The organism is Paenibacillus sp. 23TSA30-6 (genome assembly GCF_014858585.1).
In the GTDB taxonomy this organism is placed as follows: domain Bacteria; phylum Bacillota; class Bacilli; order Paenibacillales; family Paenibacillaceae; genus Paenibacillus.
The window spans coordinates 1-15,788 of the sequence record NZ_SLTL01000053.1 but is presented as its reverse complement, the minus strand read 5'-3'; the positions used below and the strand labels follow the sequence as shown (position 1 = coordinate 15,788).

Here is a 15,788-nt window from a genome sequence, read left to right as displayed (position 1 = left end):
CGGTAGCCCGCCGCCGTGTTCACCAGGCTGCGGTGCTCGATCATCACGCCCTTCGGCTTGCCCGTCGTTCCCGACGTGTAGATCACGTACGCCAGGTCCTCCGGACGGCATTCGTGCAAGTGATCATCCGCTTCCAGCGGCGCATTCGCCAGCTCGTCGCTGTACGACGCTTCGTCGTCGAGGTACAGCACCGCCGCCAGCGCCAGCTCCTCTTCGCCGAGCCATGCTTCGGCACGCTCTCGCAGCGGCGTTTGCGTCAGCAGCACCTTCGCTCCGCTGTCTTCAAGCATGAACCGCACGCGGTCTGCCGGATAATCCGGGTCGAGCGGCACATACGCCCCGCCCGCTTTCCAGACGGCCAGCACGGCCACCAGCAAGTCCACCGAACGCTCGGCGAGAATGCCGACGATCGTCTCCCGGCCGATGCCGCTTGCGCGCAGCGTGGCCGCCAAGCGGTTCGCCCGCTCGTTCAGCTCCGCATACGTAAGCCGGTCGTTCTCGTACACGACGGCCGCCGCTTTCGGCGTGCGCTCCGCCTGTTCCTCGAACAGCCGGTGGAACGCCGCCACAGGAGCCGCTTCCGGCTGCGCCGGGTTAAACGCGCCGAGAATTTGCTCTTTTTCCTCTGCCGTCAACAAGTTCAGCTCGGCAATCTTCGCATCCGGACGGCTTACGATCGCCGCAAGCAAATGTCCGAAATGAGTCGACAGCCGCCGGATCGTGCTTTCTTTATAAAGAGCCGTTGCGAATTCAAAGCTGCACTCCAGGCCGCCGTTTTCTTCCGTAACATCCACACTCAGGTCGAACTTGGCCGTGCCGTATTCGCTAGGGTACGGGGACAATTTCAGCCCTTCCAGCTCAAACTCTTTATCCTCCAAGTTTTGCAGGGAGAACATCGTGTCAAACAGCGGGTTGCGGCTCAAATCCCGGCTGACCTGCACTTTATCGACGAGCTCTTCGAACGGATAATTCTGATGCTCGTAAGCGCCTAAGGTCGTTTCTTTCACTTCTTCCAGATACGACAGGAAGGTCTTCTCCGAAGCCGGATAATTGCGGAGCGCCAGCGTATTGACGAACATTCCGATCAAAGGCTGCGTGTCTCCGTGCGTTCTGCCCGCAATCGACGTTCCGACGATCAAATCGTCCTGACCTGTGTATTTATGCAAAAGCACGGTATATGCCGCAAGCAGCACCATATACAGCGTCGTTCCTCTTTGAGCGGCCAGCTGCTTCAAGCCTTCGTTCGTTGCCTCGTCCACGAAGGACGTCAGCGTTTGTCCCTCAAAGCTCTGCACGGCAGGACGCGGATAGTCCGTCGGCATTTCCAGAACCGGCAGCTCGCCCCGGTAACGGTCCAGCCAGTAAGCTTCCTCGCGTTTCAACTGCACTTTTTGCTCGTCCGACTGCTGCCATACCGCATAGTCCTTGTATTGAATGCGCAAAGGCTCTAATGACTCGCCGCCGTACAGACGAACGAGTTCCTCGACTAACACGTCCATCGAAACCCCGTCGGAGACGATATGGTGCATGTCGAACATCAGCAAATAACGTTCGGCTGCCAGCTCTACGAGCTCCGCCCGCAGCAGCGGAGGCTTCGCCAAGTTGAAAGGCCGGATGAAGGCCTGCACGACTTCAGGCGCTTCTTCCTCGCTCGCATGACGGTACTCGACGGCAAAGTCGACGCTCTCGTAAATGCGCTGTATTGCTTCGCCTTGTACGATCTCAAAGCCCGTTCGCAGCGTTTCGTGCCGTGCGATCAGTCCGCGGAAAGCCTTCTCCAGCAGGCTCCGGTCAATCGATCCTTCCAGCAGCAGCACGCCCGGCATGTTGTAGCTCTGATCGGCCCCTTCCAGCTGATTCAGGATAAACAGCCGCTTCTGAGCTGAGGAAAGCGGATAATATGCTCTTGCGCCTGCCAGCGGAATCGACGAGAACGACTGCTCTCCGATCCGAGAGATGGCGAGAGCCATCTCTTCGATCGTCGAGTAGCGGAATACGTCGCGCAGAGGCAGCTCAACGTTCAGCTCCTGATGCACCTTGCTCACCAGTGTCGTCGCCCGCAGGGAATGGCCGCCCAAGTCGAAGAAGTTGTCATGAACGCCGATGTGCACCAGTCCGAGCACGCTTTTCCAAATTCCGGCCAAGCTGGCTTCCAGCGGAGTCCGAGGCGGAGTACGTCCTTCGCCCGGCTGCAAGCTCTCCTCCGGCGCCGGGAGGGACCGGCGGTCGACCTTGCCGTTCGTCGTCAGCGGGAGCCGCTCCAACTGGATCAGGTACGCCGGGATCATATAGGCCGGCAGTTCCTGGGAAAGCACGCTCTTCAGCTCGGCCGCCGGAAGCTCGCAGTCCGCTTCATAATAGGCGCAAAGCTGCTTCTCGCCGGAGGCGTTTTCCCTCGCGAATACCGTCGTTTTCCGAATTCCCTCCACTTTCTGAAGCTGAGCTTCGATCTCGCCCAGCTCAATGCGGAAGCCGCGGATTTTCACTTGGTCGTCCGTCCGTCCCACGTATTCGATCGTGCCGTCCGGCAGCCATTTCGCCAAATCCCCCGTCCGGTACATGCGCTCTCCCGGCACAAACGGATTGTCCACAAATTTCTCCGCCGTCAGCTCCGGCCGGTTATTGTAGCCCCGTACCAAGCCTTCTCCGCCGACGCAAAGCTCCCCGGCCACGCCGATCGGCAGAAGCTTATTCCGGCTGTCGACGATATACACCGTCGTATTGCTGATCGGCCGTCCGATGGGTACGGTAACCGCCGACTCATCGACGAAGTCGACCGGAAGGTACGTGGTATAAACCGTGCTTTCCGACGGGCCGTACAGATGGTTGAGCCTGCCCGGTCCGATATGGGCGAGCGCTTTACGCACATGGCCGACCGACACGCGCTCTCCTCCGAACAAAATCGCCCGGACATCCCGCAGGCAGTCGACGTTCACATCTATAAGGATGTTGAAGAAAGCCGTCGTAATCAGCATGACCGAGATGCGCTCGCTCTGGATGAGATCCGCCAGCCGGCCGATTTCCAGCAAAGTCTCGCGGGGAACCAGCACCAGCCGCGCCCCGTTGGTCAAAGCGCCGAAAATATCGAAAATCGCTCCGTCGAACGAATAGCTCGAAAGCTGGAGGACATGATCCCGCTCGATGATGTCGATATAATTCGTATTTCGCACGATCCGCACGATGTTGCGGTGCGAAACAAGGTTGCCTTTCGGCTTGCCCGTCGTGCCTGACGTATAGATGACGCAGGCCAGATCTGTCGCTTCGGTGCCCGGATTTAGATTTGTGCCGTCCTCGTGATAGAAGGACTCGTCATCCAGTAAGATCACGGAGTCCGAACCCGCCAGGCGCTCGCGCAAGCGGCTTTGCGTCAGCATGACCTGCGCTCCCGAATCCTCGATCAAGAAACGGATACGCTCCTCGGGATATTCCGGGTCAATCGGTACGTAAGCCGCTCCGGCTTTGTGTGCCGCCAGCATGCCCACCACCATTTCGATGGAACGCTCAGCCATAATGGCGACCAGACGGCCTTTGGATATCCCGTGGCTACGCAAGGTACGGGCAAGGCGGTTGACGCGTTCGTTCAGCTCGCGGTAGGTCAGCTCTTGCTCATTCAAGGAGATGGCGGCTGCATCCGGGATGCGCTCCGCCTGCTCTTCGAACAATTGAATGAGCGTCTTCTCGCGCGGAAATTCCGTGGTGGTGTCGTTAAAACGTCCGAGAAGGTCGGCCTTTTCCGCCTCCGTCACAAGTTCCAGCTCGCCCACTGTAATTTCCGGGTTATCCGTCACCTGCTCCAGCAGATGGACGAGATGCCCCTTGAGCCGCTCGATGCTGTCTTTATCGAACACTTCGGCGTTAAAGTCGAATCGAATTTCGATCTCGACTCCCGGCACCACGGTCACGTTGAAGTTATAGTTCGTCTGCTCCTCCATCTGAACGTCAGCGATCGTCAGGTCGCCGTGCTGCTGGTCGCCCGCCTGCTCCATCTGCTCGTCCACCGGATAGTTCTCGAAAGCGATGATATGGTTGATCAGGTTCTGCTTTTGCACGCTGCGGGCTTGAATTTCATACAGCGGATAGTAATCATAACGCCCGGACTCCAGCGCCCGCTCTTGGAGCTTCGCCATCAGGTCGGCGAACACGGTGTCCGCTTCGCTCGTGACGCGGACCGGCACCGTATTGATGAACAGCCCGATCATGGACTCAATGCCCGGGATTTCCGCCGGTCTTCCGGCCACGACGCTGCCGAATACGGCATCGTTTGTTCCGTTATATTTTTGCAGCATCACGCCCCAAGCGGCTTGCAGCAGCGTATTGACCGTAACCAGGCGCTGTTTCGCCACCCGGTCCATCCGCTCGCTCAAGTCCTTGCCCAGCTCGGCGGTGACGTGATCAGCCGTAAATCTGCCGTTTGGCGCCGGTTCCTTTTGTCCCGGGAGTACGGTTTGCCCTTCATAACCTGCCAGAAATGCCGTCCAATAGCCGGATGCCGCCTGATCGTCCTGTTTCTCCAACCATTCGATATAAGCGCCATAATCCGATCCCTTATCTCCCGCTGGCTGCTTGCCGGATGCCAAGGCCGAGTACGTCTCAAACAGCTCCTGCGTCAGCTGCGGCAGGCACCAGCCGTCCATCAAAATATGCTGGAAACTCCACAGCACATGATAGCTTTGCTCTTCGGTGCGCAGGATCGTAACCCGAACGAGCGCGTCATGTTCCAGGTCGAAGCCGCGAAGCTTGTCATCCTCGGCCTTTTTATCCAAATACGCTTGTTTCTCGTCCACCTGCAAATGAAGCAGCTCTTCATATTCAAAGCCGACCGGCTTGTCGCGGTATATGATTTGCAGCGGCTCGCCCGCCGGTCCTTTCACAAAATTTGCCCGCAGCACCAGATGACGTTTCGCAAGCTCCATCCAGCTCCTCTCGAAAAGCTGGACGTCGAGCACTCCCCGCATCGTAAACCGCGTCTGCTCGAAGTAAGCGGCCGTTTGCCGGTCAAGCGCACTGTGGAACCACATGCCCTTCTGCATCGGCGTAAGCGAGTAAATATTTTCGATTTCCCCGAGATGGCCCGAGCGCTGAGCGATTTGCTCCAATTCCGCGATGGTCAAGCCTTTAAATTGCACGTCGCTCGGCGTCAATTCGGTGTTTTCTTTGCCTGCGCAGTGGGTAATGAGCTCTCGGAGACTTTGCTCAAGCAGCTGAGCGAAGGCTTCCATCGTTTCCTTGCGATACTGCTTCCGGCTGTAGCTGAGATCGAGCGATAAAGCGCCGTCCAGCACCATGCCGTTGATATCCAGCACAAAGCTGCGGGCCTGCCGGTCGCTGGCCGGGCTGCCGCTGGAATAAGAAGATATGCCGATCTCGTCCTGGTTGACATCATCGTCGAACTGGCCGAGGTAGTTAAAATTAATTTCCGGCTCTGCGCCCCAAACAAAGCCATCCTCCGATTTGGAGAGATAGAGGCATACGCCGTACCCAAGCCCCTTGTTCGGAATGCGGCGCAAGCTTTCCTTGACCTGTTTAATCTGATAGGCCAAATCCCGGTCGGTTTCCGGCTCCAGGACGACCGGAAACTTGGTCGTAAACCAGCCGACTGTGCGCGTGATGTCGATATCCGTTCCGATCGATTCACGTCCGTGTCCTTCGAGATTGATCCGCACCCGTTCGTGTCCCGTCCACTTGCGAACGGCTATGCCGAGCGCCGTTACCAAAATATCGTTCATTTCGGTGTTGTAGGCCCGGTGAACCCGCTTCAGCAGCAGCTCCGTTTCTTCGGGAGTCAAACGGACGAACAGCGATTCGCTGTCCTGCTGCGTCGTAACGTCCGCCTCCAGATCCTTCGGCACGGCCGGAACCGCAATTTGTTCCACGGCCTGCCAATAGGCCCGTTCCTTCGCCATCTCCGGGCTTTGCACGTAAGCGGCCAGCTGCTCGGACCAAGTGCGGTACGCATCCGTTTTCGCCGGGAAACGAATTTCCTCGCTTTTGCCGGCCTGCTCGTAACCCAGAGCGAAATCCTCCATCAAAATGCGCCAAGACACGCCGTCCACCACGGCATGATGAACCGCGAGCAGCAAATGATCGCCGTCCGCGCACCGGAACAGTCCCGCCTTCACGAGGGGCCCGTTCTCCAGATCGATGCCCGCTTGAATGTCCGTTGCCTTCGCTTCCACAGCCTGCGCGGTATTCTCCGCATCCTTGAAGTCGAACACGTCCAGCGTGAACAGCCCGCCTTCCTGAATCGCGCGGTTCCGCGCGCTAAACCCTTGTTCCGTCTTGCGGAACACCATCCGCAAGGCGTCATGATGCTCGGCCAGCTTTTGCAGCACCTGACGTACCGTCTCTTCGTCGAAGCGTTCCTTCCGGTACAGCATCACCGACTGGTTGAAATGATGCGGGTCCGCAAAGGAGCTCTCGAAAAACCAATGCTGAATCGGCGTCAGCGCCGTTTCACCCGTTATTTCGCCTTGATCGATGGTACGTCCGATCGGTTTCACATGCAGGCTGAGCTGTGAGATAGTCGGATATTTGAACAAATCCCGGATTTCCAGCTTGTACCCGGCTTGATGAAGCCGCGAAGATACTTGAATGGACTTGATCGAGTCTCCGCCCAGCTCGAAGAAATGATCCGTTACCCCAACGCGATCGGCGTTCAATACCGCCTGCCACACATCGGCAAGCGTCCGCTCGGCTTCATTGCGGGGAGCTACGTACGCGCCGCCGGTCAGCGCGTTTCCTTCCGGAGCGGGCAAAGCCTTGCGGTCGATTTTGTCGTTCGGCGTGAGCGGCATCTGCGGAAGCTGAACAAAATGCGCCGGAATCATGTAATTCGGCAATTTTTGCGCCAGCGCGCTTCTTAGCTCGCCGAGCGTAAGCGGGCGCCCCGCGACCAGGTAAGCGCACAGTTCTTGCCCGCTTTTGCCTTCCCGCGCGATTACGATCGTCTCCTGCACGGAGTCGATCTTCAGAAGCTGCTCTTCAATCTCGCCGATCTCGATCCGGAATCCACGGATTTTCACCTGATGGTCGATCCGGCCCAAGTACTCAATATTTCCGTCCGGCAGCCAGCGGGCGAGATCTCCCGTCCGGTAAAGGCGTTCTCCCGGCGCAAACGGATGTTCCACGAACTTCTCTGCCGTCAGCTCCGGATGGTTCAGGTAACCTCTCGCAAGCCCCACGCCTGCCACGCACAGCTCGCCGTCCACTCCCGGAGGCACAAGCTGCAGGTGGGCATCCAAAATAAAAATCCGGTGATTGGCCAGCGGGCGCCCGATCGGAATGACTCTGCGCTCCGGCTGCTCCTCATCCGCATCCCAAAGCGTCGTAACAATCGAAGCTTCGGTAGGGCCGTAAGCATTGAAATAGTGGACCTTCGGTTTCCACTGCTGCACGAATTCGGCCGATACCGCCGAGCCTCCCGTTACGAGCTTCGTTAAGCTGGGAAGGCGGTCCGGGTTCAAATAAGCGCTGTACGTCGGAGGCAAAATCGCCGCCGTAATCGCATGCTCGTTCATATAACTCTCGAACAGGCGGTTGTCGAGAATCGTCTCGGCCGTCGGGATGTACAAAGCCGCGCCAAAATAGAGCGCTTTGAACACTTCCCAGCAGGACGCGTCGAACGACAGGCTGGCGAATTGAACGATCCGGTCATGCTCCGTGATGCCCAGCCTGTCCGCGAACATCAGCTTCAAGCTGACCAAACCGCGATGCTCCAGCATGACCCCTTTGGGTTTGCCCGTCGTACCTGACGTATAGATGACATAAGCCAGATCATTCGGACCGCTGGCCGGCTCCAGGTTCGAGCCATCGTCGCTGTAGGCCTGCTCGTCATCCAGCGCCAACACGGTCCCTTCGAACGGCACCTGCTGCAGCAGCTCCCTTTGAGTCAGCAGCAGCTGCGCGTTCGAGTTCTCCAGAATGTAGCGGATGCGTTCTTCCGGGTATTCCGGGTCGATCGGCACGTAGGCACCGCCAGCTTTCAGAACCGCCAGAATGCCAACGACCGTCTCCAGCGATCTCCTGGCCATCAATCCTACCAGCTGATTGGGCAACACGCCGACCGATCGCAGCGTCCGCGCCAGCCGGTTCGCCCGTTCGTTCAGCTCCGCGTACGAAAGCCGCCGCCCCTCAAAGACAACCGCCGTCGCTTCGGGCACCCGCTTCGCCTGCTCCTCCACGAGCTGATGAATCGTCCGATCACGGGGATAGTCCTTCTCGGTATCGTTAAAGCTTTGCAGCAATTGAAATTTCTCGTCCTCCGACAGCATGTCCGCCCGCACGATGTCCAGCTCCAACTCGTGAAGCCCCACGGCCAGCAGGCGATTCAGATGGCCGACGACCCGAGTCATGAACTCGGAGTCATATAAGTGCTCGTTATATGACAGCGCTAGCTGTATCGTCCCGCCGGTTAAGCTGAATTCAAAGGAACAATCCGTGACCACGTTTTGCCCGATTTCGTCCAGATGCAGCTCCTTAAGGGATACTAGCGTATGGACGACGGGTACCCCGTCTGCATATTGCAGGTCCAGCTTCTCCGTCATTTTCAAGAACGGAATATGCTGATGCTGAATCGCTTCCGGCAAGGAAGTCCTCAGCTCGCTCAGAAGCGTTTTAAAAGTCGCACCCGCCGAAAGCGAGTTTTTCAAAATGACCGTATGATTAACGGATCGGCGCGTCTCCGTCGGTTTCCGTACAACCGGCATGCCGACCAGAATGTCAGAAGCGCCTGTATATTTATGCAAGAGTGACTGAACACCGGCGAGCAAAATCATAAAAGCGGCCAGCGGAGCGCCCTTGCTCATTTGAAGGACGCGCTGCGCCGCTTCCTCCGAAAGCGAACCGCCGACGGTTTTCACAATGGGCGCTAGGGAGCTTGGAGCTTTGCTGTAAGGCAGCCGCGTCAAGGTATAATCGTCGCTACCGAATTTTTCGTTCCAAAACAACGTTTCTTTTTCAAAAGCCATCTGGATCGTTCCCCTCTCTTCATCGGTAAAAGCAATCCGGCGGAGCATATGCCGCAGCAACGCTCCAGCCTCGCTCCCCGCCTTTTCAAACATGTGACAACAATGTCAATGGCTTTCGCCAGGTCACCGCTTCGCTTGCCCGGTTGATCGCATGCGGCAATCCTCTGCCTAGCAGCTGTCCCGCTCGGCTCCCATGCGTGAAAGACAACAAAGAGCATCGTTCTACGCAAGAGATGCGGCTGCTTCCGGCTCCTCTGCTTCAATATGCTTGCTGCGGACGAGCCGCCCGAAGACGGGCTTTGGTTTAACATTGGGTTCGGAATTGGATTTGGGGGTGGACAAGGGATGTTCCTCACCATCGATGTAAGGCTTGCTGTAGGGTTCCGGCCGGCCAGCAGGAAGTCGGCCGTACCTCCGGATTCGGCACCGGAGCTGCCTTTGTCGAAGCCTATGTTTAAGGGATATTGATACACTCTATGTACGATTTGTGTATTCCCCCGCCTGGTGTGGATAAGTAAAGATCCGGCTGCGGGGTAGTGAGCTTTTCTTAGATGTGACGATGGTGCTGCATGAGGCTCAAAGAATGCTCCGTATGGCATGAACGGGACAGCCCTTGGATTGGCGGTGAATTCCATGCTGCCTGACGGTACCGCAGGCAGCATGGGGAGAAAATCTTCCAATGGGGTGAAAACGTTATCTTAACATCAGGGCCGCACGGCCCCCGGAAGGCACTTCCGTGCCTCTTGCCGGGGCGGCCACCGGCTTGGCCGAGCTTAGGTCGTTACCAGCAAATCCTGGGTCTCCTGAGAGATCACCTGCTGCATACTGGACTTGATAATGTCGCAGCCGGCGGCCAGATGCTCCATCGAGACGGTCAGCGGAGGCATGATCTTCAGCACGCGGTCTCCTCTGCCGGCTCTTTCAATGATGAGCCCGTTCTCGAAGCTGATCTCCGTCATCCGCTTCGCCCCGGCTTCATCCGTGAAGCCCGAGACGTCAATGCCCCAGATCAGGCCGAGTCCGCGGATGGCGATGGACGGATGCAGAGGCTTGATTTCTTTGTCAAGGAACGAGCGCACAAACTCTTCCTTCTGCTTCACCTGGGCTTCCAGGGCGGCTCTGTCCCGGAACTCGAGAGCGGCCTTGGCGGCCACAAAAGCGAGCTGGTTGCCGCGGAAGGTGCCGTTGTGCTCGCCCGGCGTCCAGAGATCCAGTTCGGGCTTCAGCAGCAGGAGGGACATTGGCAGGCCGTACCCGCTGATCGACTTCGACAGGGTAATGAGATCCGGCTCGATCCCCGCACGTTCGAAGGAGAAGAATTCGCCTGTCCGGCCGCAGCCGACTTGAATCTCGTCGGTAATGAGCAGGATATCGTGCCTGCGGCAAAGCTGCTGCAGCCCGCGCAGCCACTGCGCGTCGACGACGTGAATTCCGCCTTCGGCTTGTACCGTTTCAAGCAGGATGGCGGCCGGCTTGTCGATTCCGGAGTGCGAATCAGTCAGGATATTCTCGATATAGCCGAGCGTATCCATTTCTGCGAAAGCCCCGCTCGGGTGCGGCATGAACGTAACTCCGCCCAGAGGAAGCCCCGCCCCTTCCCTCATGGACTTGGAGCTTGTCGCCGACAGGCTGCCGAGCGACATGCCGTGGAAGCCGCCCATGAATGCGAATATCCCGGTTCTCTTCTTCGCCTTGCGTGCGAGCTTAAGGGCCGCTTCCACCGCGTTCGTCCCCGTCGGACCGCAGAATTGAAGCTTGTAATTCAGCTTCTTCGGCTCCAGGATCCGCTCCGAGAAACTCTGGATGAATTCGCGCTTGGCCATTGTATACATATCCAGACCGTGCATAATCCGGTCGGAGGTCAAGTAATCGAGAACCCGGTCCTTGATATAATCGTTGTTATGACCGTAATTCAGTGCCCCGGCACCTGCAAAAAAATCAATATATGCTCTTCCGTCCTCAGAATATAACAGGTCCCCCTTGGCCCGGTCGAATACCACCGGAAAGCTTCTGCAGTAAGATCTTACGTTGGATTCCAGCTTTTCAAAAATGCTCACGCGCTTCATCCTCCATCGGAATTGGGATAAGGTTGGCTTCATCCTTTCTGAACCTTCTGACGTCATGGAGCAACATATTCTCGGCTGTCATTTTCCACAATTGTCGGTCCCCGCATGCCAGCTTGCTGGGTAGCCAGTGGACTGGTCTCTCGCGCACAGCTTGGATAGGTATAAAAACCATCCAATTCTATTTTCTATCATAATTGGAAAGGTAACCTAGGTAGAATTATATCAAAATTTCGAAGAATGTATAGTAAAACTTTAGTTAAATTTGGTCCGTCTAACATAAGGTGTTAATATTTTGCCTAAAAAGAGCGAATGGAGAAGAAACGCTGGGAATGGCTTGCCATCAATCGAGGAATTCGACGCGTGTCGACATTCAGGCGGGGTGCCGGCCGATTTGGGAGATCTTCCCTGTATACATTCTCTGCCGGTGCTCCGAATCCTTGCGCTTTGCGATAACTTAACATGATTACCTGACGAATTTCTGGAAGCCTGGCTGGAAACGTGACTGGATGTCAGCTGGATATTCTGCTGGAAAATCCGTTGGATACTCGGTTGGAACACCTGATGACTGCCCGGCTGGAAGCTGGCCGCAGCGTCCGCCCGGATGGCAGCCGGCATAGTTTTGTATCCCGCCGTCTTCACTGCGCCTCTGCTAGAGTAAAGGGCAGATAAATTCTGCCCCTCCTCATCAAACCGTACGTGAGGTTTTCCCTCATACGCTTTCCGATGTTCGTCATTCATGTGCATGCAGATTACAATAGCGTTCTGAGTCCGAGTTGAACGGACAATGATTTCACTTCGCGTAATGAACTCCTCCATCGAGCGCGTTGACGCTTCTTGGCATACCATTTTGTGAGTCGCTGAAGGATGTACCAGTCACGTTTAGCCATCTTCCTTTGGCTGTAGGTCGTAACGTAGTAGTTACGCCAACCCTGTATTTTCGGGTTTAAGTATTCCAAATGTTCTTGGAATGATTTGTGACGCATATTCGCAGGGGCTAGTCGTTCCTTCACGACTTCCCTAATTCGCTCCTCTGCCTTACGGCACAGCCATTGTTGGGTCGTATAATACACTTGGCTTTCGGAAGTTTCGGCCTTCGTCTTTCGGTGATGCATGCCTAGGAAGTCGAAGCCTTCTTCTCCTGTCCATAGTCCGACGATTCGCGTTTTGGTCGGGTGTAACGTTAACTCCAGACGTTCCATTATCGTTCGAATGATCTCGTATGCCCGATCCGCATCCTTCTTGGGGATATATTGGCGCTTTACGGGTTGCGGAATGTGCAATAAATTTTATACTTTCTTCTTGTTTTACTGTAAGTAACATATCTGTAGTCATAATGATGGGAAGCTTATTCTTGGGGTCAGTTGGATGTTTAATGCCTAACTTTTGTGCAATATAGAGGGTTTTATCTAGGGGTAATAAAGGAAATTGTTCGCGCATATCAATCACTTGCTCTGACCACTCCATTTGGTAATGATGTGCCAATTCAAAGTGTTCAGACAGATAATGGTGAAGTCGACCACTTTTCCAACCAAGAATTCGAGTAACTATCCCTATTGAAGGTACATCATGTACAGTCAACCAAGGTTTATATTCCGAAAAGTGGCCTTGACCTCTTCCTTCTTTGATTTTCCGTTGAATAGATGCTATAGAGTTACTTGATCGAATTTTGCTCATTATTCACCTTCTTTTTAGAACTACTAAATCAGAGTAAAGTTCAGTTATCTTTTTCTACTCCTAAGATATATTTTAGTTTTACTTCAAAATACAAATGTAGAATATAACAACTCACAGCTTTATACAATAGCAAAGTAATATTTTTTAGCTATATTTTACTTCGTAGCCTATTCATAGGCTACTCGTAGGGTACAGTAGGGTATGAATAAGCTATAATATGGGCTATAAGTAGGTATAATTAGTAAGCAGATGGGTCGGGTTAAAACCTATTTGATATTCTCAATAGAGGTGAACTCATGAATACTTTGGGACAGCGATGTAGAAATTTAAGACTACTCCATAAATGGACACAAGAGGAACTTGCTAATAAAATCGGGGTAACCAAACAGGTTGTTTCTAATTGGGAGCGAAATGTAGCACGACCTGAAATTAATCATTTAATATCTTTAGCAGAGGTTTTTGATGTTACAACCGATTATTTACTTTGTATTGCTAATCAAATGACGTTCCCCTACTGTGTGGACTCAATTGATACAATTCATTCGGACCTTAATAACGAGAAAATCAAAAAATCCTTTGATCTTTTAGCATTTCTAAATTCTGGTTTTCGAATTGAATTAAATGGGCAGGTATTAGAACAAGAAGATTTGAATCAATCGGTAAAAATATTACCTTTTTAATGGAGCATTTTGTCTCTCCTTTAAAGAAAAGATATAGTAAATAGAAAATTTTAGTACCCATTAGTTCGCTTAAAGAAGTAGCGCCTCACACCTTCTTTTACAATTTAATTAACTATGTGATAGCTGAAGTTTTACTTTTAGGGATAGTCTTTCAATATTTCTTTTGCAAGTTTCATTAGTTGAACACTCTGTAAATAGGTCTCTATGTTAAGACCTTGTAATGATTCTTTTACCACCAATCTACATTCTTCATAATCTTCAAATTCATTTCTTATGTAAATTGATTTTAGATCAGTTGGGGTATATCTAATGCTGAGGTTCCAACCGCCTTCTTTCAAAGCTCTTTCAAACCATTTCTCACGTATGGCTCTTGAGCAAGTATAAAAAACTTGCTGAAAACAGATACCGTGGGGTGTTACAAAAGCAATATCAAATATGCTAAGTGAATTTAGTGACATGAATTATTACACTCCTTTCTCTATTCATATTATAGTCATTGCTAATTTTTTTATGCATAAATGCCAGGAATAATCGGTATACGGATAATTCGTGACTTTTATGTACCAAAATTAAAATGAGTATTTCTAAGACATATTATTAAGGAACTCCCGTGAAAGATTAGTACCGAACAATCTTCAGCTTTATAAAATCAATAATTTCATCTCTATCTTCTTTAGTAAGTTCTCGAAACAAAGAAATAAGTTCTAATTCCTGAGCTTCAATGGCTAAATTAAAAATAGTGTTCTTTGATACAGGCGTATCTCCAAAGATTAACCACTCTATATGGGAATTGAAGTTTTCTTTAATTGCTATAATTATATCAAGAGAGGGTCTGTATTTATCTTGCTCCAGCTCACTCAACGTTCCTTGAGAAATCCCAATTATATTTGCAAACTTTATTTGATTTAAGTTGTTTGTTTTTCTAATAGTTCGAATTCGTTGGCCTATTGTAGACATAATTGCCCTCCTAAGCTAAAAAGATCCCGATATATCATCGGGATCTTTCTTGATGTTTGTAAAATGACTAGTTCCAGACTTTTTTATCACCAGACAAGCCTGTTCGATTACATTATAGTTGGTAACTGAGAAATCCCGTACTTACAAGTAATTTCAGGTAATTCATCAATATTTTGAATTACATTAATGTTGGTAACTAATAATACACCCTTATTTCTCAGTTACATTAATGACAGTATCCACAATCTATACTCTAAAGAGCCTTTACGATCTAGATTGAAATATGAATAGCTAAATATTAAAAGTACGCTGATAGCGCGGGGTTTCTCGATATTTAAATTCGTATACAGCTACTTCTGGCCACATGTTTTGATTAATGCTACGTCCAAGCTCAATAGCCAGTCCAGCAGGGCCACTATATAATAAATGAATCAGACTAAACCTTTTTTGACGATGTAAAGCTTCAACCTCATCCTTAAAAAGCTTTTGAATTTGTTGAACCTGTTCAAAATAAAGCAATCTTTTTACATGGGGATTTTTGATTACAATGTCGTACTGATCCCGTTCTTCTCCCAATATGGTATGAACATCCTCATCCGTAATCGTATCACTAATAGAAATGGTTACAATTAACTCCTTGGATCCCCTATCTGTAAATGAAGAAGTTGGCATCAATTCTTCTAACATGGACGCATTCGGTGCTTTGTTCACCCAAAAGCCTGCTTCTCGATCATATTGGTAGACAGTTAATGGAACGGTGTCCGACAATAATTTCCCCAGATGGATTAATAGAGGTATCGGAGAAATCGCATACACTTCAGCTACATCGTACTTCCCCTTATTAATTCTCTCAACATACTGCTTGAATAGCTTTAAATTATCTGCCTTCCCTTGTTCCCAACCTTCTATAGAAAAGTCAGAGAACTCAACTTGACTCTCAATAGCTTCAAGCATGATATTAGGCGAGTGTTCGGTTAATGGCAGTGTTGTAAGTGGTGGCCCTAGCCGCTTATGCACAATAGCAAGGCTCTTCTTCTTCTCATCTGTCCAACTTCTCACCCAGGCTTCATGTTTCCTTTTCATCTCAAACAGTAAAGCGGGTGGAAAAAACTCTTTATTGTGTGCATCATCAATCAGTTTAGAATGCGTATAGCACATTAGCATTAAGTTACTGACATCCTCCAAATTATCATCAGAATATCCAAACTCTTCTGCAAACTCGTGCCTTGCTCCACCCTTACTATGCCCAATAATATGAGCAATAATGCCAGCATTGGTCAACTTCCCCTTAGTGTTTACAACTAGTACCTTGACCGAGTCTGATTTCATCTTTAAGCTCTCTATATAAGAAGAATTTGGGAGGGCTTACAGATGAACAAAAAATACGAGGTACAACTCCAGTGGAAGGAACGCGAAACCATTGAAAACATCCTTCATGCCGACTC

General features: G+C 51.9%; 8 protein-coding genes. 2 read left to right on the top strand and 6 right to left on the bottom strand.

Annotation, left to right across the window (positions count from 1 at the left end; genetic code table 11):
- Together E0698_RS25345 and ectB are read right to left on the bottom strand one after the other, a co-directional pair.
- On the bottom strand, nt 1-9,059 hold a 9,059-nt coding region (locus E0698_RS25345; RefSeq protein ID WP_192513318.1), incomplete at its 3' end, for a non-ribosomal peptide synthetase.
- Nucleotides 9,060-9,739: 680 nt separating this feature from the next.
- The gene (gene ectB / locus E0698_RS25340) at nt 9,740-11,023 is read right to left on the bottom strand and encodes a diaminobutyrate--2-oxoglutarate transaminase (RefSeq protein WP_134912382.1); all 1,284 of its coding nucleotides are present in this window, start codon (nt 11,021-11,023) and stop codon (nt 9,740-9,742) included.
- Between the two features lie 507 nt (nt 11,024-11,530).
- On the opposite strand from ectB, the gene E0698_RS25335 reads away from it, so the two are divergent.
- On the top strand, nt 11,531-11,701 hold the full coding sequence (locus E0698_RS25335; protein WP_192513317.1) for a hypothetical protein: 171 nt from the start codon (nt 11,531-11,533) through the stop codon (nt 11,699-11,701).
- 80 nt (nt 11,702-11,781) lie between these two features.
- Here E0698_RS25335 and E0698_RS27210 read toward each other — a convergent pair whose 3' ends face one another.
- Nucleotides 11,782-12,312: a group II intron maturase-specific domain-containing protein gene (locus E0698_RS27210; protein WP_238354151.1), complete on the bottom strand. Its 531-nt coding sequence runs from the start codon at nt 12,310-12,312 to the stop codon at nt 11,782-11,784.
- A gap of 690 nt (nt 12,313-13,002) precedes the next feature.
- On the opposite strand from E0698_RS27210, the gene E0698_RS27200 reads away from it, so the two are divergent.
- Nucleotides 13,003-13,386, top strand: a complete 384-nt coding sequence (locus tag E0698_RS27200; protein ID WP_238354150.1) for a helix-turn-helix domain-containing protein — start codon at nt 13,003-13,005, stop codon at nt 13,384-13,386.
- Between the two features lie 137 nt (nt 13,387-13,523).
- Here the strand turns inward: E0698_RS27200 and E0698_RS25315 are convergent, their stop codons facing one another.
- The 3 genes from E0698_RS25315 to E0698_RS25305 all read right to left on the bottom strand — a co-directional run bounded on the left by E0698_RS25315 (nt 13,524) and on the right by E0698_RS25305 (nt 15,672).
- Complete coding sequence (locus tag E0698_RS25315) at nt 13,524-13,844, bottom strand: hypothetical protein (protein ID WP_094153705.1); 321 nt, start codon at nt 13,842-13,844, stop codon at nt 13,524-13,526.
- Between the two features lie 160 nt (nt 13,845-14,004).
- Nucleotides 14,005-14,343: a helix-turn-helix domain-containing protein gene (locus E0698_RS25310; RefSeq protein ID WP_025683559.1), complete on the bottom strand. Its 339-nt coding sequence runs from the start codon at nt 14,341-14,343 to the stop codon at nt 14,005-14,007.
- Between the two features lie 291 nt (nt 14,344-14,634).
- Complete coding sequence (locus E0698_RS25305; protein WP_192513316.1) at nt 14,635-15,672, bottom strand: SAVED domain-containing protein; 1,038 nt, start codon at nt 15,670-15,672, stop codon at nt 14,635-14,637.
- Nucleotides 15,673-15,788 lie beyond the last annotated feature (116 nt).

Bases quoted from the DNA above. Each gene is read 5' to 3' on its own strand.
- E0698_RS27200 (WP_238354150.1), top strand. From the start codon at position 13,003: ATGAATACTTTGGGACAGCGATGTAGAAATTTAAGACTACTCCATAAA.
- E0698_RS25315 (WP_094153705.1), bottom strand. From the start codon at position 13,844: ATGTCACTAAATTCACTTAGCATATTTGATATTGCTTTTGTAACACCC.
- E0698_RS25310 (WP_025683559.1), bottom strand. From the start codon at position 14,343: ATGTCTACAATAGGCCAACGAATTCGAACTATTAGAAAAACAAACAAC.
- E0698_RS25305 (WP_192513316.1), bottom strand. From the start codon at position 15,672: ATGAAATCAGACTCGGTCAAGGTACTAGTTGTAAACACTAAGGGGAAG.